General features: G+C 40.7%; 19 protein-coding genes. 17 read left to right on the top strand and 2 right to left on the bottom strand.

Features of this window, described 5'->3' with window-relative positions:
- Window positions 1-81: 81 nt before the first annotated feature.
- The 8 genes from ACYSNU_RS07975 to ACYSNU_RS07940 all read left to right on the top strand — a co-directional run bounded on the left by ACYSNU_RS07975 (window position 82) and on the right by ACYSNU_RS07940 (window position 10,082).
- On the top strand, window positions 82-1,176 hold the full coding sequence (locus ACYSNU_RS07975; RefSeq protein ID WP_461736650.1) for a DUF4352 domain-containing protein: 1,095 nt from the start codon (window positions 82-84) through the stop codon (window positions 1,174-1,176).
- Between the two features lie 321 nt (window positions 1,177-1,497).
- Window positions 1,498-4,143, top strand: coding sequence for an alanine--tRNA ligase (alaS, locus tag ACYSNU_RS07970; RefSeq protein ID WP_461736649.1), 2,646 nt, complete (start codon window positions 1,498-1,500; stop codon window positions 4,141-4,143).
- A 118-nt stretch (window positions 4,144-4,261) separates the two neighbouring features.
- Window positions 4,262-4,876 carry an ECF transporter S component gene (locus tag ACYSNU_RS07965; RefSeq protein WP_461736648.1) on the top strand — a complete coding sequence of 205 codons (615 nt, stop codon included), beginning with the start codon at window positions 4,262-4,264 and terminating at the stop codon, window positions 4,874-4,876.
- 65 nt (window positions 4,877-4,941) lie between these two features.
- A complete protein-coding gene (locus ACYSNU_RS07960) occupies window positions 4,942-6,111 on the top strand; it encodes a cation diffusion facilitator family transporter (protein ID WP_461736647.1) in 1,170 nt (389 codons plus the stop codon).
- Between the two features lie 160 nt (window positions 6,112-6,271).
- Window positions 6,272-7,618, top strand: coding sequence for a PTS sugar transporter subunit IIC (locus ACYSNU_RS07955; protein ID WP_461736646.1), 1,347 nt, complete (start codon window positions 6,272-6,274; stop codon window positions 7,616-7,618).
- 13 nt (window positions 7,619-7,631) lie between these two features.
- Window positions 7,632-7,943, top strand: a complete 312-nt coding sequence (locus tag ACYSNU_RS07950; RefSeq protein WP_461736645.1) for a hypothetical protein — start codon at window positions 7,632-7,634, stop codon at window positions 7,941-7,943.
- Between the two features lie 12 nt (window positions 7,944-7,955).
- Window positions 7,956-9,041, top strand: a complete 1,086-nt coding sequence (locus ACYSNU_RS07945; protein ID WP_461736644.1) for a DUF871 domain-containing protein — start codon at window positions 7,956-7,958, stop codon at window positions 9,039-9,041.
- Between the two features lie 45 nt (window positions 9,042-9,086).
- Window positions 9,087-10,082, top strand: coding sequence for a sugar kinase (locus ACYSNU_RS07940; protein ID WP_461736643.1), 996 nt, complete (start codon window positions 9,087-9,089; stop codon window positions 10,080-10,082).
- 58 nt (window positions 10,083-10,140) lie between these two features.
- Here ACYSNU_RS07940 and ACYSNU_RS07935 read toward each other — a convergent pair whose 3' ends face one another.
- Window positions 10,141-10,551, bottom strand: a complete 411-nt coding sequence (locus ACYSNU_RS07935) for a ribonuclease HI family protein (RefSeq protein ID WP_461736642.1) — start codon at window positions 10,549-10,551, stop codon at window positions 10,141-10,143.
- Window positions 10,552-10,615: 64 nt separating this feature from the next.
- Here ACYSNU_RS07935 and ACYSNU_RS07930 point away from each other — a divergent pair, with 64 nt between their 5' ends.
- Window positions 10,616-11,029 (top strand): EbsA family protein, encoded by a 414-nt coding sequence (locus tag ACYSNU_RS07930; protein WP_461736641.1) that lies wholly within the window; start codon window positions 10,616-10,618, stop codon window positions 11,027-11,029.
- 45 nt (window positions 11,030-11,074) lie between these two features.
- Here ACYSNU_RS07930 and ACYSNU_RS07925 read toward each other — a convergent pair whose 3' ends face one another.
- Window positions 11,075-11,281, bottom strand: a complete 207-nt coding sequence (locus tag ACYSNU_RS07925; RefSeq protein WP_265457583.1) for a cold-shock protein — start codon at window positions 11,279-11,281, stop codon at window positions 11,075-11,077.
- 180 nt (window positions 11,282-11,461) lie between these two features.
- Here ACYSNU_RS07925 and ACYSNU_RS07920 point away from each other — a divergent pair, with 180 nt between their 5' ends.
- The 8 genes from ACYSNU_RS07920 (at window position 11,462) to ACYSNU_RS07885 (ending at window position 19,149) form a co-directional block, all read left to right on the top strand.
- On the top strand, window positions 11,462-13,132 hold the full coding sequence (locus tag ACYSNU_RS07920) for a formate--tetrahydrofolate ligase (protein ID WP_461736640.1): 1,671 nt from the start codon (window positions 11,462-11,464) through the stop codon (window positions 13,130-13,132).
- A gap of 161 nt (window positions 13,133-13,293) precedes the next feature.
- Entirely contained in the window at window positions 13,294-13,686 is a 393-nt protein-coding gene (locus ACYSNU_RS07915) for a hypothetical protein (protein WP_461736639.1), read from the top strand.
- A gap of 17 nt (window positions 13,687-13,703) precedes the next feature.
- Window positions 13,704-14,396 carry a CBS domain-containing protein gene (locus ACYSNU_RS07910; protein WP_461736638.1) on the top strand — a complete coding sequence of 231 codons (693 nt, stop codon included), beginning with the start codon at window positions 13,704-13,706 and terminating at the stop codon, window positions 14,394-14,396.
- Between the two features lie 31 nt (window positions 14,397-14,427).
- Window positions 14,428-14,898 (top strand): signal peptidase II, encoded by a 471-nt coding sequence (lspA, locus tag ACYSNU_RS07905; protein ID WP_461736637.1) that lies wholly within the window; start codon window positions 14,428-14,430, stop codon window positions 14,896-14,898.
- Window positions 14,885-15,790, top strand: a complete 906-nt coding sequence (locus ACYSNU_RS07900) for an RluA family pseudouridine synthase (RefSeq protein WP_461736636.1) — start codon at window positions 14,885-14,887, stop codon at window positions 15,788-15,790. The genes lspA and ACYSNU_RS07900 overlap by 14 nt, the downstream gene beginning before the upstream one ends.
- Before the next feature lie 223 nt (window positions 15,791-16,013).
- A complete protein-coding gene (gene pyrR / locus ACYSNU_RS07895) occupies window positions 16,014-16,550 on the top strand; it encodes a bifunctional pyr operon transcriptional regulator/uracil phosphoribosyltransferase PyrR (RefSeq protein WP_265457574.1) in 537 nt (178 codons plus the stop codon).
- Between the two features lie 7 nt (window positions 16,551-16,557).
- Entirely contained in the window at window positions 16,558-17,841 is a 1,284-nt protein-coding gene (locus ACYSNU_RS07890; protein WP_461736635.1) for a solute carrier family 23 protein, read from the top strand.
- A gap of 381 nt (window positions 17,842-18,222) precedes the next feature.
- On the top strand, window positions 18,223-19,149 hold the full coding sequence (locus tag ACYSNU_RS07885) for an aspartate carbamoyltransferase catalytic subunit (RefSeq protein WP_461736634.1): 927 nt from the start codon (window positions 18,223-18,225) through the stop codon (window positions 19,147-19,149).
- Window positions 19,150-19,174 lie beyond the last annotated feature (25 nt).

The raw sequence follows: 19,174 nt of genomic DNA, 5'->3' as shown, positions 1-19,174 counted from the left end.
AGCTAATAAAAAAACATTAATTTCAGCAGAAATCTGCTAAAATAGATAAAGGATGACTAAATTTATTTTAGGAGGAAGCCTATGCCTATGAAGGATGGGAACAAACGGCCGACTAAGCCAGCGCAGCCGAGAAAAAAGCGCAAACGCAAAAAAAGTCAATACAGCCAAAAGTTATTGCCCTTTAATTTAGCCAGTGGTATTTTGGCTATTTTCAATAGTATTTTTTGTTTTGTGTATTTAATTGCTTTATTCGTCTCGGCAATTTTGTCCAGCGGGGCCTTTTTAGGATTTCTAACCGTCTGTTTTACTGCATCATTAATCTTGCACATTATCGGTCTGCATTACAACAGCCAATATAAGCTAGGATTTGGCGGTCACATCTGTGGGATTATCGCCTCTGTGATGATGATTATTTTGCCGGCCTTCTTATTTCTCCCGGCCTTTATTTTATATATCATTTCGGCTGCGATGAATCTGAAAAAAGTTCGCTATCGCTTGATACCAGCCCGCCGCTTAACGGCTTTTTATAAAAAGCCGTTGGTGGATGTTTTTATTGTAGTTGCCGTTATACTCGGGGCTATTGGAGTGTTTGGCTTCAATGGAGCCGGTGATGGAGACACTGAGCCAACGTCTTCAACAACAAATTCTGAGGGAAGTTCAGCCAACAGCAGTCAGTCCTCAGAGGGAAGCTCTGAGACAGCAACTAATGAAACTGCTGCTGATGACAGCACGGACGCTTCCACAGAATCTTCAGAGGCGGCAGCTGAAACAATTGTGCCAGTTTTTGAAAGCTATGACGGAGAAGAATTTCGCATTGCTGTCACCGAGATTCGGATGGAACGGGAGATTCGTGAATCCGATTTGCTGAGTTATACAGCAGATGAGGGAACAAAATATCTACTAGTTTATTTAACTGTTATGAACACTTCTGACAGTATGGGCTCGTTTTCCACCAGTGATTTTAGAGTAATTGATGAAGCAGGGGCGCAATATTCGCCGACAACTTTATTGGGACTATCAGACAACATTTCCTTTGAATCGATGAATCCGGGAATTGAAACGCGGGGCTTTTTAGCTTATACGGTGCCGGAAAGTTTAGAGATTACCGGCTTGCAATTAGCGTATAGCGGTTCAAGTTTATTTTCTAGCGAACGGGTTTTATTTGCTTTAAGCTAAACTTTCCTTTGACATTTCCAGAAGTTTTTCATATAATTTCAGTAGCAAAAATATGATTTAATTTTCACTCTTCACAGAAAATCCTGCATTGCTGAGAGCAGGATAAGAGTCGGTTAAATTGCTCTTTTGTAGATTTGATAGCAATATCAACGGCAACTCACCGTTAACGAGTTTAAGAGGTAATGATCGACATCATTGCAATCAAGGTGGTACCGCGAGTGTTCGTCCTTGAGTGCAGGGGTGTCTTTTTTGCATTTAAAAGGTGGTAAAAAATTTTCAGCTTTTAAATCAGCGCCATTCTAAAAAACGAGGAGATTAGTTATGAAACAATTATCAAGTGCCCAAGTACGGCAAATGTTTTTAGATTTTTTCAAATCTAAAGGCCACAGTGTAGAACCCAGTGCATCTTTAGTGCCAGTGAATGATCCAACTTTACTATGGATTAATTCTGGCGTTGCGACTTTGAAAAAATATTTTGATGGCAGCGTAGTACCGGAAAATCCCCGGATTACTAATGCTCAAAAATCAATTCGTACCAACGACATTGAAAATGTCGGCAAAACTGCCCGTCACCACACCATGTTTGAAATGCTCGGCAATTTTTCGATTGGTGATTATTTTAAAGAAGACGCCATCACCTTTGCTTGGGAATTTTTAACCTCATCAGAATGGATGGGCTTTGAGCCGGAAAAAATTTATGTGACTGTCTATCCCGAAGATGCCGAAGCAAAACGGATTTGGCGGGAAGTCATCGGGCTGACAGAAGAGCATATCGTGGAGATTGAAGATAATTTTTGGGATATCGGGGCTGGTCCAAGCGGTCCCGATTCAGAAATTTTCTATGACCGGGGACCTGAATTTAATAATCTAAGTGAAGATGATCCTGAAAATTATCCTGGCGGCGAAAATGAACGCTATTTGGAAATTTGGAATCTCGTCTTCTCTGAGTTTAATCACAAACCAGATGACACCTATGAACCATTACCCCATAAAAATATTGATACGGGGATGGGCTTAGAACGGATGGTTTCGATTATTCAAAATGCGCCAACTAATTTTGAAACAGATTTATTTTTGCCGATTATTCATGAAACGGAAACCCTGAGCGGTCAATTTAAATATGCCGCAGATAAAACAAAGGATATTTCCTTTAAAGTAATTGCCGATCACATTCGGGCTCTATCGTTTGCGATTGGTGATGGCGCCTTACCTTCAAATGAAGGCCGGGGCTATGTGTTGCGCCGTTTACTACGTCGAGCAGTGATGCATGGTAAAAAATTAGGCATCAACGAACCATTTTTATACAAATTAGTGCCGATTGTCGGCGATATCATGGTCAGCTATTACCCAGAAGTGACCAATCAAAAAGACTTTATCGAAAAAGTTGTTAAATCAGAGGAAGAACGCTTCAATGAAACCATCAACGAAGGCTTAGCAATGCTAGACCAAGTGATTGCTGAAGTTAAAGCAGCTAACGAAGATACGTTAAAGGGAGAAATTATTTTCAAACTGTATGATACCTTTGGCTTCCCCGTTGAATTAACTGAAGAAGTCGCTGAAGATGAAAATCTAAAGGTTGATCATGCCGGCTTTGAAGTTGAAATGGCTGCTCAAAGAGAACGGGCTCGTGCTGCCCGCAGCAAAGAATTATCAATGGGCACCCAATCAGCCTTGTGGACGGATATTAAAGTGGCTAGTAAATTTGTCGGCTACGAACATTTGGAAGCAGAAACAGAATTAATTGTCGCCGTGCAAAATGAAGAGGTTACACCAGAAGTTCATGACGGCACAGCGCAATTACTTTTTGCTAAGACACCATTTTATGCAGAAATGGGGGGCCAGATTGCTGATAAAGGAACTTTAGTCAGTCTTGAAGGTGAAGTGGTCGCTAACATTATCGATGTGCAAAAAGCACCGAACGGCCAGTTTATGCATGAAGTTGAAATTGTTAAACCTGTGTCTGTTGGCAAAACTTACTTTTTACAGGTGGATGCTCACCGCCGTAATAAAATTTTGAAAAATCATACGGCGACACATTTATTGCACAAAGCTTTGAAGGAAGTCCTAGGCACTCACGCCAATCAAGCGGGTTCACTTGTCGCACCAGGTCATCTGCGTTTTGACTTTACTCACTTCGGTCAAATCACCACCGAAGAATTGGCAGAAATGGAAAAAATCGTCAACCAAAAAATTTGGGAGGCAATTCCTGTTGTCACTTTGGAAACAGATTTAAAAACGGCAAAAGAAATGGGCGCAATGGCATTATTTGGTGAAAAATACGGCAACGATGTGCGGGTGGTCAATATCGGCGACTGGTCAATTGAACTCTGCGGGGGCACCCATGTAGCCAACACAGAAGACATCGGTATTTTCAAAATTGTTTCTGAGTCTGGCATTGGCGCCGGTGTCCGCCGGATTGAAGCGGTCACAGCACAAGAAGCTTACGAAGCATATCGGGAAGAAGAAAATCTTTTGACGGCTGTAGCTCAAACAATCAAATCACCACAGCTAAAAGAAGTCGTAAATAAGACAGAACAGTTGCAGGCCCAATTAAAAGAATTGCAAAAAGAAAATGAAAAATTGTCTGCCAAATTGGCTAATCAACAGGCTGGTGATGTCTTCCAAAATATTCAAGAGGTTGCTGGATTGAAAGTTATTGCAGCAGAAGTCAACGTTAAAGATATGAACCAGCTGCGTCAATTGGCAGACCAATGGAAGCAAAAAGAATTGTCGGATGTTTTAGTATTAGCCACAGCTCAAGAAGACAAGGTGAATTTATTAGCGGCGATGACCAAAGCTACGAATGAAAAAGGCTTAAAAGCTGGCGATTTAATTAAAGCAATTGCACCGTTAGTTGGCGGCGGCGGTGGCGGTCGTCCAGATATGGCTCAAGCCGGCGGTAAAAATCCAGCTGGCATTCAAGCGGCCTTGGCAGCTGTACCAACTTGGTTAACAGAACAAAAATAATTTATTTGTAAAAAAATCTAGGTAAAATAAATCCAGTAATTCAGAGTAATTGCTGGATTTTTTTCACAGGATAGAGCATAATAAAAAAACGAAAATATTTATTCTGGAGGTCTTTAAAATGAGAGAGCAGGATCGAACCTATCGCTTGGTTTTACGGGGAATTTTATTAGCCATTATTATTGTGCAGGCGATGGTGCCGTTTTTAGGCTTTATTCCTTTAGGGGTTATTAGCTTGACCATCATTCACATCACGGTGATTGTCGCAGCTGTTGTTTTAGGAACAAAAGACGGAGCCATTATCGGCTTGTTTTGGGGGATTGCTACGATGGTGCGGGCCTATGCGATGCCGACGACGCCGTTTGATACGTTGGTCTTTACGAATCCGATTATTTCTGTTTTGCCTCGCATCTTGGTTGGTGTCGTGGCCGGAATTGTCTTTAATCAAATTTATCGCCGCAAAAAATCAGTGGCTTTAGCTTCCGCTGTCGGAGGAGTTTTAGGATCCATCGTCAATACTGTTTTAGTGCTTGGCTTAATGGGCTTGTTATACAGCTCTGCTACGGCCACAGCGTATGGGACTGACGCCTCAACTCTGTTTACCGTTTTATTTGGCGTTGGCGTGGCCAACGGAATTCCTGAAGCGATTGCGGCGGGAATTATCACACCGCTAATCGCCTCTGCTTTATTTGCAGCCACACCACTGACACCAAATCATGGTAAAATAAAGTCGTAGATCATCTGCGGCTTTTTTATTATTAGCTATTGGTTTTGTTGTATAAAGAAAAAAAGGGGACAGCTATGATTCAATTTATTTTAAATAAATTAGAAAAATCTGATCAAGATGCGACACTTTTTCGCAAAAAAGTTGGCAACACCGCCGCAATCATTGGTCTTTTAACAAATGGTTTTTTATTTGCTGCCAAAATTCTAATTGGTTTACTGTCCAATAGTGTCTCAATCATGGCGGATGCGATTAATAATTTATCAGACACGGCTTCATCACTGCTAACTTTGGTCGGCTTTCGAATTGCTGCCAAGCCTGCCGATCGTGAGCATCCCTATGGCCACGAGCGTTTTGAATATATCAGCGGCTTCTTAGTTTCCTTATTGGTGACTTATGTCGGGTTTCAATTTTTGCATACCTCCTTTGATAAAATCTTAAATCCCTCCAGCACGTTAATCACCCCATTGGTTTTTGTGGTGCTGCTCTTATCGATTATTATCAAAATATGGCAGGGAAAAATGTACCGCAGCTTTAGCCGGCGCATCAAATCAGAAACGTTAAATGCCACAGCACAGGATAGTCTCAATGATGTCTTCACAACAGTGACTGTTTTAGTTTCAGCGCTGATTGAATTTATCACCGGCTGGCAGCTGGATGGTTATATCGGTTTTTTAATTGCACTGTATATTTTATATAGTGGTATTAAAATGATTAAAGATTTTATCGATGAACTGATGGGCAGCCGGCCGACGACTGAGGACATTGTGCAGATGGAGGAGCGTTTAGAAACTTATCCTGATATTTTAGGTTTCCATGATTTGTTGGTGCACAATTACGGGCCAAACAAAAATTTCGCCACCGTTCACATCGAGGTCAATGAGGATTTAAGTTTGGAAGCGGCCCATCATATTATTGATGGCATTGAAAAAGATTTTAAAAAATCCCTCAATATTAATTTGGTTTGCCATGTGGACCCCGTGCCGGTGAATGACCGGCAGTTTATGACGAATTTTCATATTGTTAAAACAATTATTGAAGAATTGAAATTAAACCTGCGGATGCATGATTTCCGGATGGAAAAAAATCCGGAAGAGCTGGTTTTTGATTTAGTAGTCCCGCCGAAATGTCCCTTAAAGGACGAAGAAATTTATCAAAAAATTCAAGCCAGATTGTTGCAGATACTAGGCCCAACCAAGCTGAGCATCGACTTTGACCACAATTATTTGCTGACCAAAAATAATTGAAAAAATTTTTTTAAAACTGAATCCAGTAGCAGAACCCTTTCAAAAAAACGGCAAAATTTTTTTTGAAAGGGTTCTTTTTTGCTATTTACAAGTCGGATTTAATTTGTTATTATGAATGCGCAAACATTATAATGTTATTATTTTGAAAAGGGGAAGTATGATGGATAAGTTTGTTAATGTGTTAGAGCAGAAGATTATGCCTTTTGCTAACAAAATCGGAATGCAGCGTCACATGGTCGCAATTAGAAAAGGGATTATTGCGACAATGCCTTTAACAATTGTTGGCTCGTTTTTTACCATTTTGCTAAACATGCCAGTTGATTCTTTGGCACAAGCAATTGAACCGTATCGGGATTTATTGGATATTCCGTTTCGTTACACAGTCGGGATTTTAGCTTTATATGCAACTTTTGGTATTGGTTCGGCCCTCGCTAAAAGTTACAAGGTGGATTCATTGACCGCCGGAATTTTATCTTTGATGGCTTTTCTCGTTACAGCAGCACCGCCAATTCGTTTAGTCGATGGTGTTGAAGGTGTGATTGATGCCGGTCGCTATATCAATATTGCTAATTTAAGTTCTTCGTCTTTATTTGGGGCCATTGTTACTGCCATTGTTTCAGTAGAAATTTATCGAATATTCATTCAAAAAAATATCACGATTAAAATGCCAGAAGGGGTACCACCAGAAGTTTCCAATTCCTTTATCGCATTGATTCCTGGAGCTGTTATCTTAATTTTATTCTGGGTCTTACGTCATGTTATCGGTTTTGATTTAAATGGTTTCTTGAGTAGTATCTTAATGCCGCTGAAGGATGTTTTAGCAGGTAATAGTTTATTTGGTGGATTACTAACAGTCTTTCTAATTTGTTTCTTCTGGGTGCTGGGAATTCACGGACCAGCAATTTTAGGTCCAGTCATTCGGCCCTTCTGGGATATGTCGATTGCTGAAAATATGGATGCTTTTGCAGCTGGTGTCAGCGCTCATAACATGCCGAATATTTTCACTGAACAATTTATCCAATGGTTCGTTTGGATTGGCGGTTCAGGAACAACTTTAGTGCTCGTCTTTATGTTTATGTTCTCTAAATCAAAATATTTGAAGAGCTTGGGACGCTTGTCCTTTTTACCAGGTATTTTTAATATCAATGAACCGATGATTTTCGGTGCGCCAATCGTAATGAATCCAATTTTAGCCATTCCATTTATCGTCGCACCGTTAATTACGACAACCGTAGCTTATTTTGCCACAATAACGGGAATCGTTCCGATGATGGTGGCTCGGCTAGGCTTTGCGATGCCAGCGCCAATTGCAGCATGGATGAGCACCAACTGGAGTGTCTCGGCGGCAATTTTAGTCTTTGTTAACTTCTTTATCACCTTTGCGATTTACTATCCATTCTTTAAAGTCTTTGAAAAACAACAGCTGGAAAAAGAAGCAGCTGAAATTGCGCAAGAAGATGCGCAAAGAACAACAATGGAAATGGTTGACGAAACAACTGGAAAATAATAAGTAAGTCTTTGTGATTATTGTGACGACCGCACCAGTTTTAAAAAAAGAAAGATGGGATAATATGACAACCTTTAATTTTATACTTGCAGTAGTAGTTTTTATTGCCACTCAAGTTATTGTCGAGAAAAAAATTGCACCTGAAAAAATTCAACAGATTAAACTTCGTTGGCTGATGCTACTATCAGTTGTTGCCATCGGGGGAGCTGTCTTTCTTGCCACTCAGCTGCATTTAGGTGCAGCACCGGTGTTGGTCGTTACAATTATTGCTGCGACGATTCTTAGCCAAAAATATCGGCTGAAATCAGCAACATTTTATAATTAGAGGAGAAAAATCATGAAACGAGCCTTAGGAGTATCGGTTTATCCTGACCACAGCAAGCTTGAGGATGATAAAAATTATCTACAAAAAGCTCACCAGTACGGATTCTCACGGATTTTTATGAGTATGCTAGAGGTGACGGAAGGCAAAGAAGCTGTCCAAAAAAAATTTAAAGAGTTGATTGACTTTGCCAAGGCGCTAAATTTTGAAACCATCTTGGATGTCGCTCCTAATATCTTTGAAGAGCTAGGAATTTCCTATGACGACCTGACTTTTTTCCACGAATTAGGTGCTGATGGCATTCGGCTAGATTTAGGTTTTGATGGCAATAAAGAAGCAATGCTGACCTATAATCCCTTTGGTCTAGCAATTGAATTAAATATGAGTAACGATGTTGCCTATCTGGATAATATTTTGACTTACCAAGCCAACAAACCGTTTTTATACGGCTGTCATAATTTTTACCCGCAGGCCGGCACAGCCTTACCTTATGAATTTTTTGAAAAATGTAGCAGCCGTTTTAAAAAAGCTGGTATCCGCACGGCAGCCTTTATTACCTCACAAGCGGGAAAAATTGGCCCGTGGGATATTAATGACGGCCTGCCAACATTAGAAATGCACCGCCACTTGCCAGTGGAAGTTGCCACAAAACATTTCTTTGCTACCGGTCTGATTGACGATGTAATTATCGGCAATGCTTATGCCAGCGATAAGGAACTGCAAAAAATGGCAGCGGTCAATCGTTATCAAACAGAGTTTGCTGTTGAATTTGTGTCAGCAGTTAACCCTGTTGAAAAAGAAATTGTGTTAGCTGAACAGCATTTTCGCCGCGGTGATATCACAGATCAAGTGATTCGTTCAACCCAAGTTCGCAAAAAATACAGCCAAGCAACTAATCTGCCCCATGATAATGAAATTGAGTTTCAAGTAGGGGATATCGTCATCGGTAATGATCAGTTTGGCAAATATAAAAACGAACTACAAGTAGTCTTAGAGCCCCATAAAGATTCCCGTAAAAATAAAGTCGGGCAAATTGCTGAGCAGGAAAGAATTCTCTTGCCCTTTATCGAGCCTTGGAGTAAATTTAAGTTTCAAGAATAATTAAATTTTCAGTGAAACAATTTTAAAAAATGAGGAGTGTGCTGTATGCGGGTAGGTGCTTTTGGGGAAGTCATGATGCGTTTAAGTCCCCCGGAATATTTGCTTTTAGAGCAGACCAATCAATTACGAATGGATTTTACCGGTTCAGGCGTCAATATTTTAGCGAATTTAGCGCATTTTGGACAAGAAGTTAGTCTGTTGACGGCGTTACCGGATAATCGCTTAGGCCAGGCCGCCGCTGCTCATCTGCGAAAATTGAAAATCAATGATGACTATTTGCAATTTTGTCATCAGCATTTAGGCAGTTATTTTGCTGAGATGGGTTATGGTGCCAGAGCTACTCAAGTAACCTATCAAAATCGACTCAGCAGCTCATTTGGACAAAGCGGACCAGCAGTTTACCCATTTTCAGAAATGATTAGCAATTTCGATTTGTTTCACATCTGTGGCATCTCTCTTAGTCTGACAGATCAGACCCGAGCAGCGGCGCAAAGTTTTGCAGAAAAAATTGCTGCCAGCGGGAAGCCAATCTGTTTTGATTTCAATTTTCGACCAAGTTTGAATACTGAGGCGAATAAATTGCAGTTGATGCGCCAGCAATATCAAACAATTTTGCCCTATTGCCAAATTGTTTTTGGCAGCAGCCGTGATTTAACTGATTTATTAGGTATCGAGCAAAAAGGTACCGAAGAAGAATTAATTCAGGACTTTATGGCGGAGTATCAAATTGAATTATTTGCCGGTACGAAAAAAATCTCAAAAGACGGTAAACAGTACGTTCAAGGCGTTTTATATACTCAGGATAGACAGGTTAACAGTCCATTATTTGAATTGCAGGTTTTAGATCGAATCGGGGCAGGGGATGCCTACGCCGCGGGAATTTTGCAAGGCTATATAGAAGGCTGGGAGCTAGAGCAAACCGTAAATTTTGCCACCATGAATAATGTCTTAGCTCATACCATGCACGGGGATGTGCCGCTCACCACAGAAAAAGATGTCTGGTTGGCTTTAAAACATCCAGAAATTAATTTAATTCGGTAAAAATAGCCGAGTAAGTCTGATGATCCAAAGACTTACTCGGCTATTTTGTTTAAAGCGGCTAATTCGTTTTTTTCTTCAGCTGCTTTTGCAATCCTTGACGGGCCAGATTATCAGCCCCTTTGTTCTCTTTTTCAGCTAGCCACTGGATTATCAGCAAAGGAAAAGTAGTTTCCAATTGTTGAAATTCAGCGAGATACGGTTGGAAAGCGGCGTTGCTGGTATAATTTTTTTCAATTGTTTGTGCCAACACCTTACTATCAGTGAAAATAAAAATGGTTTCTTGATTAAGCTCTTGTTTTATTAGCAGCTGTAAAGTTTTGATTAAGGCAGCAAACTCGGCTTCATGATTACTCATAATGCCTAATGGAAAGCTGAGTTGTTGATACTGACCGGCGCCAGTAATCATGGCGCCACCGCCGCTGGGTCCGGGATTGCCTTTTGTGGCAGCATCGATATAGACTTTTAACATTTGGGTCCTCACTTCTTTTTCAATCTATGTTATGATGGTTTTATTGTACTCTATGGATGGGGAGTTGTGGGCTATCAAACAGGAACATTCGCGATATTACTGGCAACCTGAGCCGTATTTTGCTTTTGCTTATTGGGGTTGTGCAGTTAGTCTGATTTTATTATATGCGGTTTTCGCCGTCGAGGACAGTATCTTCAATTATAAAGGCCTTTTTTTGCTAGCTATTGGGCTAGTGATGATTTTTCTCGGAAGTCGCCGACAAATGTATTTTCACGAAAAAACTTTATATATTCGCACATGGCTGCCGATTTATCGGGAAAAAATTCCAGTGGCTAATATTGAAAAAATTAATCATCATTCCCGTCATTTGATGATGATTGTCACAGGGGAGAAACGGCCCCGGGTTTATTTGATGAACCAAAAGCGGCAAGTCTTTTTCTTAAAGGAATTGGCCACATTACAACAATTGGATAATTAAAAAAGGCTAGCCCGAAAAAATGGGTTAGCCTTTTACTTTTTATGACTATTCGACAATCTTTCGCACATGTGCGGCTTGCGGTCCGCGGGCGCCTTCACGAATCTCAAAGCTGACCAATTGATTTTCATCGAGGAATTTGTATCCTTCTTCTTCAATTGCAGTAAAATGAACAAAAATTTCTTCTGAGTCATTGTAACTAATAAAGCCGTATCCTTTTTTTGCGTCAAACCATTTTACATTCCCTGATTCCACAAACGCCACAACCTTTCATGCAAGAAGTATGCCTCTATTATAACGGTCAAAGGAGCTACTGGCAAATTAGGGATTTTTCTCTCGTTTTCAGGTGATTTTCTTTTGAAAAACGTTTATAATAAGAAATAACTTAACAAAAGAATCAACTCAATAAAAAATAGTTCGGAAATGAGGCTGGAAATGAAAACGGATATTGAAATTTCACAGGAAACAACTTTACAACCGATTAAAGAAATTGCAGCACAGGTTGGTTTAACAGAAGATGACTTGGAATTATATGGAAAATATAAGGCAAAAGTGGAATTTGAAACGATTGCAAAAGTGTCAAAAAATTCTCAAGGGAAATTAATTTTGGTGACCTCGATTAATCCTACACCAGCAGGCGAAGGCAAATCGACGGTAACTGTCGGCTTAGGCGATGCGATGAATGCAATTGGGAAAAAGACTGTGATTGCGCTAAGAGAACCGTCACTTGGTCCAGTAATGGGGATTAAAGGTGGTGCAACTGGCGGCGGCTACGCTCAAGTTTTGCCGATGGAAGATATTAATCTACATTTTACTGGCGACATGCATGCAATTACGACAGCCAATAATGCGTTATCAGCGCTATTAGATAATCATATTCAACAAGGCAATGAATTGAATATTGATCCCCGCAGAATTATTTGGAAGCGCGTCGTTGATTTAAACGACCGGGCTTTAAGAAATGTCGTTATCGGTTTAGGAGGACCCATCCAAGGTGTGCCCCGTGAAGATGGTTTTGATATTACCGTTGCCAGCGAAATTATGGCGATTTTATGTTTAGCAACTGATTTGGAAAATTTAAAACAACGTTTAGGCAATATTGTCGTTGGCTATACTTACGACAAAGAACCGGTTATTGTCAGTGACTTGAAAATTGAAGGGGCCTTGGCCTTACTTTTAAAAGATGCGATTAAACCAAATCTAGTGCAAACTATTTTCGGCACGCCGGCTTTAGTTCACGGCGGACCTTTTGCTAATATTGCCCATGGTTGTAATAGTATTTTAGCAACGAGAACAGCGTTAGGCTTGGGTGATTATGTGATTACCGAGGCTGGCTTTGGCGCTGACCTTGGGGCTGAGAAATTTTTAGATATCAAAGTGCCAAACCTAGGCAAAGCCCCCGATGCTGTTGTAATTGTTGCGACCATCCGTGCGTTAAAAATGCACGGCGGAGTGGCGAAAACTGATTTAAGTGCAGAAAATGTGCCAGCCTTAACTGCCGGCTTTGCTAATTTGAAAAAACATATCGAAAATATGCAAAGCTACGGCCTTCCAGTCGTGGTAGCAATCAATGAATTTATCAGTGACACCGATAAAGAGCTGGCTGCTTTAAAAGAATTGATTGGAAATCAAGGGGTTAGCGTGGAAGTGGCTAGCGTTTGGGAAAAAGGACCAGAAGGTGGAAAAAAATTAGCGGAGCTGGTTAGTCGTGTGATTGATGACTCCGACCATAATTTTAAAACAATTTACAAGAGTGCCTCTGGTTTAGAAGAAAAAATTGAAACGATTGTGAAGAAAATCTACGGCGGAAACGGCGTGAATTTCTCACCAAAAGCTAAAAATCAATTAGCGACCTTTAGTCAGTATGGTTGGGATCGTTTGCCGGTTTGTATGGCGAAGACTCAGTATTCTTTATCTGACAATCCACAAGCATTAGGTGCACCAACTGATTTCACAGTGACCATTAGAGAATTGGTACCAAAAGTCGGTGCTGGTTTTATTGTGGCCTTAACCGGTGATGTGATGACAATGCCGGGCTTACCGAAAAAACCGGCTGCTTTAAACATGGATGTCGATAAAGACGGCAATGCTATTGGCTTGTTTTAGAATCTTGTTTGTCAACCTCTCTTGATTTTTTCAAGAGGGGTTTTTCTATGCAAGTCATAAAATCCAGCTAAGCTAGATTTTTTCTTTAAAAAGGTTAAGCACAAGACGAACTTGCCTCTTGTGTTTTATAATAGGTTCAGAGATAATAGGAGGCGCTGATTATGCAGGTTTTTATTAAACGCAAGACTGGTTTTTTTGGCTACGGCAGTCCTTTGACCTTGAAAATTGACGGAGAAAAGAAATTGCTGATTAATGAAAATCAAGAAAAAGATTTTATTCTGAATCAGACTAGCCAGTTGCAGGTCGGTTTTTACTGGTTAAAGAGTCAGCCGCTGACAGTAGCTGCTAATCAACGGGAGCTAAATCTAAAAATTGTTATGAACCCGCATCTGGTGACTATCTATATTGGATTATTTTTGGCGGCCTTTTTAATTCCGCTATTTTTCCGCTATTGGCTGATAATTCCAGTGTATCTATTGGCCTATGGATTTTTCGTGATGCGCCAGTTCAAACAGGCTTATATAATTCAAGTTGTCAATGATTTTGATGACTAGCTGAAGGGGGAGACCGTGTGACACGGGCTGAAGAATTTTTAAATAGTTTCAATCGAGTAGAGAAATGGTTGAAAGACGAGCTTAATAATCCCAGCAGTATGGGGTTTAGCGAGATGGTGCGGCGGCTCGCTCATCGCAAAGATTTGCCGGTGAAAGATTATGAAGATGATCTCTTACAGATGGCGCAATTACGAAATGCGATTGTTCACGAAAAAATTTCGGATGATTTTATAATCGCCGAGCCTAATCAATGGGCAGTTGATCGAATCAGCAAAATCGAAAAACTGTTAGCCGAACCGGAAAAAGTTTTGCCCCGCTTTAAAAAGAATGTCACTGGTTTTGAGATGGATTTGCCGATGAAGGATATTTTAAAAACAATTCGACAAAAGCGTTATTCGCAGTTTCCCTTGTATAACAAAGGGAAATTCGAGGGCTTAATAACCCTGCGGACTATCGGCTATTGGTTGGCGACAGAAGCCGATGAAGAGACAATTAATTTGAAAAATCGCCGGGCTCAAGATTTTCTAATGAGTGACGGCAAATCAGCAAACTACCGCTTCGTCAGTCAAACGGCGGAAGTTTACGCTGTTGAAAAAATGTTTCAAGAGCTAAATTCGTTAGAGGCGGTATTAATTACGAAGGATGGCAATCCTGATGGAAATCTTTTGGGGATTATTCGGCCAAGGGATATTTATCAGCAGGAAGATTAGTACTTATTTATAACTGAAGGAGATTTACGGAATGCTTATTGTGTATTTATTGTTGGCAGTGGCAGTGATTGCTGTTGACCAAATGGTGAAGCTTTGGACCGTTGCCAACACGGCTTTAGGAGAAGTTCATAGTTTTATTCCCAATGTACTTTCACTGACTTATATTCAAAATACTGGTGCTGCTATGGGGATTTTAGAAGGAAAGATGTGGATTTTCTACATCATTACTGTCGTGGCAGTTGTCGGCTGTTTATATGCTTTGTGGCGCTTTCGAAAAGGCAGCAAGCTATTGGGCTTTGGAATTGGCTTAATTTTGGCGGGGGCGATTGGCAATTTCATCGACCGGGTGCGCTTAGGCTATGTGGTGGATATGTTTAAAACGGATTTTGTTGATTTTTGGATTTTTAATATTGCTGATGCCGCGCTAACAATTGGTGTCGTCTTGATTTTAATTTATCTATTTTTAGATGAAAGAAAGGACAAGCAGCATGGAACAAATTGAAGTGATTATTCATCAAGAAAAAGGCCGGCTGGATAAAATCTTAGCGGAGCATTTACCTGAGTATACCCGTTCGCAAATTCAAGGCTGGCTCAAAGAGGACTTAGTGGCTATTTCTGATCAACCAGTCAAAGCAAATTATAAAGTCAAGACTGCAGATCGAGTCGTGATTACCTTACCTGAACCTGAAGAGTTGGATTTAATTCCTGAGAATTTGCCTTTAGATATTGTTTATCAAGATGAGGATGTTGTCGTGGTCAACAAACCTCAAGGGATGGTGGTCCATCCCTCGGCTGGTCACAGCCAAGGCACACTGGTCAACGGTTTACTGTACCATGTCAAAGATTTATCAACAATCAACGATGTGGTGCGCCCAGGGATTGTTCATCGGATTGACAAAGATACATCTGGTCTTTTAATGGTAGCTAAAAATGATCATGCCCATGAAGCGCTCGCTAAACAATTAAAGGATAAAAGTTCTTTACGAAAATATGTGGCTTTAGTTCACGGGGAAATTCCCCACGAAAAAGGACGGATTGAAGCACCCATTGGCCGTTCAAAAGTCAATCGCAAAATGCAGGCGGTCGTGGATGACGGCAAACCGGCTGTGACTCATTTTACAGTTTTAGAACGCTTTAAAGATTTTACTTTTATCGAATTGCAGCTGGAAACCGGTCGCACTCATCAAATTCGGGTTCACATGCAATATATCGGCTATCCAGTTGCCGGCGACCCGCTTTATGGACCAAAAAAGACTTTAAAGGGGCAGGGACAATTTTTACATGCGAAGCTTTTAGGCTTCACGCATCCAACTACTGGTCAAGAAATGGTTTTTGAAGCTCCGCTGCCAGATATTTTTGAAAAAACTTTAGAAATGTTACGGAATAATCATTGATTTTTTTCGTTAATAACGGTATAGTCTTCTAGAGAGAAAATTTAATAGCTCCTTTAAGAATAGTCCCGTGAGGCTAAGAAGGAAATGCAAGTGGCTTATTGGGTGCGCCTAATAGAAAACTTGCCTACTTTGTTGCAGTTAAAACTGCCTTAACCAAGTAACTTCCTCCTGCCTGTTTTGGGTAGGAGTTTTTTTTTGAAAAAAATTAATTGGAGGAATCACAATGCAAGCAAAAGAAGTCGTGGATAACGTTACAATGAAACGGGCCTTAACGCGAATCACCTATGAAATCATCGAGCGCAACCACAGCATTCAAGACATTGCTTTAGTCGGAATTAAAACCCGGGGAATTTACATCGCCCAACGGATTGCCGAGCGCTTAAAACAATTAGAGCAAATTGACGTTCCAGTTGGAGAATTGGACATCACATTGTATCGTGATGATCAAAAATCACCAGATGAAGCCGAATTGCATTCTTCGGATATTCCGTTTCCGATTGAAGGCAAGGAAGTTATTTTAGTCGATGATGTACTATTTACTGGCCGGACGATTCGCGCAGCGATGGATGCGGTGATGGATTTTGGTCGACCACGAAAAATTTCTTTGGCCGTGTTAGTTGACCGAGGTCATCGGGAGCTCCCGATTCGTGCGGATTACGTCGGCAAAAATATTCCAACTTCCATGAAGGAAGAAATTGTAGTCGAGATGGAAGAATTAGACGGTCAAGATCGGATTTTAATTGAAAAGATAGGGGAGTAATGGGCAAATGTCGCAACCAGAAGATTTTCACAACGATGATGTGGTGTTAGATATCCACGACCGGCCAAAGCTAGGACACTGGATTGGCTTGAGCATTCAACATTTATTTACCATGTTTGGCGCCACAGTTTTGGTACCATTTTTAGTCGGAATTAATCCCAGCATTGCCTTAGTCAGTTCAGGTTTGGGGACAATCGTTTACTTAACAGTCACTAAAGGAAAAATCCCCGCCTATCTCGGCAGCAGCTTTGCTTTTATCGCTGCGATGCAATTATTAATGCAAAGCGATGGCTATCCGGCGATTGCCCAAGGCGCCTTGACAACCGGTTTAGTTTACTTGATCGTTTCATTCATCATAAAAAAAATCGGCAGCGCTTGGCTGGATAAAATTTTACCTCCGATTGTTGTCGGACCAGTCATCATGGTTATTGGTCTGGGCTTAGCAAGTAATGCAGCCAATAATGCAATGTACAATGGTAACGAGTATGATTTTCGTTTCGTTTTTGTCGCCCTAGCAACTTTAGCTGTGACCATTATCTTCAATATGTTTTTAAAAGGATTTCTCGGGTTGATTCCTATTTTACTAGGCATCATCTGCGGCTACCTAATTGCTTTGATGGTGGGGATTGTCGATTGGCAATCGGTAGTCGATGCTCCATGGTTTCAATTACCAGCCTTTGAAGTTCCCTTTGTCCAATATACGCCGAAACTTTATTTGAATGCCATTACTATCATGGCACCAATTGCTTTTGTAACAATGACAGAGCATATTGGTCATCTGATGGTTTTAAATAAATTAACCAAGCGTAATTTTTTTGAAGATCCGGGTTTAAGTCGCACACTTATGGGAGATGGCTTAGCACAAATTGTGGCCGGAGTTGTCGGCGGTCCACCAGTTACTAGTTACGGTGAAAACATCGGTGTACTTGCGATCACTCGTGTCCATAGCGTTTTTGTTATCGGTGGCGCAGCTGTCTTTGCAGTCGGCCTAGGTTTTGTCGGCAAGTTGAGCGCCTTAATCTTAAGCATTCCCAACCCAGTTATTTCAGGCATCAGCTTTGTACTCTTTGGAGTAATTGCTTCCAGCGGCTTGAAATTATTAATTGAAAATAAAGTTGATTTCGATCAAAAACGCAATTTATTAATCGCCTCAACAATCTTAGTCATTGGAATCGGTGGTTTAGTCTTTGAAATCGGTACCTTCACCTTATCGGCAATGGCTTTAGCAACTGTCTTAGGAATTTTCCTAAACTTAGTTTTACCAGAGCAAGCGGCCAGTGAGAAAGAATAACGATTGAAGAAATCTAATACATTAAATTGAATTAGGATTTCAGTTCCGCTTTTTGCAGAATTAAGCAGCCAGCTGTTTAGCGGAATGATATGCGTACGAGGCTACTGACAGATAAAGGAAGATTTCCTCAGAGGTCATAGACTGAAATCTATGATTGTCAGTACGCATACGATTCGACTACTAGGATTTATTTGGATAAGTCGAACTCGCAAATAAAACTAAATCTCTCTTAAGAAATTTAATACATTAAAACGAACTAGAATGTCAGTTCCGCTTTTCGCAGTATTAACAGCTTAGTGTTTAGCGGAATGATATGCGTATGAAAATCAAAATATTTTTTGAAAAAAATTATTACTTTAAAATTGAACTAGGAGGACTGTCATGATCATTCCATCAGAACAAGTTAGTTTGAAACATTTGTTAACAGTGGAGGCTTTGAGCGATCAGGAGGTTATGGGGTTGATTCGCCGGGGGCAGGAGTTTAAAAATGGTGTCCAGTGGATGCCACAGCGGCGTCAGTATTTTGCGGCGAATTTGTTTTTTGAAAACAGTACCCGGACCCATAAGAGCTTTGATGTTGCTGAGCGCCGGTTAGGGTTGGAAGTGATTGAATTTGACATCACGACTAGTTCGGTTCAAAAGGGTGAGACCTTGTATGACACTGTCTTAACTCTTTCGGCGTTGGGCGTCGATATTGCGGTTATCCGTCATGGAGATGAAAACTATTACGATGAATTAATTCAAAGTAAAACCATTCAATGTTCGATTGTCAACGGCGGTGACGGCAGCGGTCAGCATCCTAGTCAATGTTTGCTGGATTTAATGACCATCTATCAAGAATTTGGTGGATTCAACGGATTAAAAGTAGCCATTGTCGGGGATATTACCCATTCCCGAGTGGCGAAATCGAATATGCAAATGTTAAAACGTTTAGGGGCTGAAGTCTATTTTTCCGGGCCGGAAATCTGGTACGATGAATCCTTTGAAGTCTATGGTCACTATCAACCATTGGATGAATTAATTCCTGAGATGGATGTGATTATGCTGTTGCGGGTTCAACACGAACGCCACGACGGTAAAGAAAGTTTTTCGAAAGAGGCGTATCATCGAGAGTATGGGTTGACCATCGAGCGGGAAGCAAAGATGAAAAAATCCGCAATTATTATGCATCCAGCGCCAGTCAATCGAGATGTAGAAATTGCTGATTCTTTAGTAGAAAGTATGAAATCAAGAATTGTTGAACAGATGACCAATGGTGTTTTTGTACGAATGGCCATCTTGGAGGCAATTTTAAACGGTAAAGCATAGTTGAAGGAACCGACTTAATGAGGGG

It is taken from the genome of Enterococcus sp. LJL120 (genome assembly GCF_054871765.1).
The sequence above is the reverse complement of the archived record's forward strand: the minus strand, read 5'-3'. Positions and strand labels throughout refer to the sequence as shown.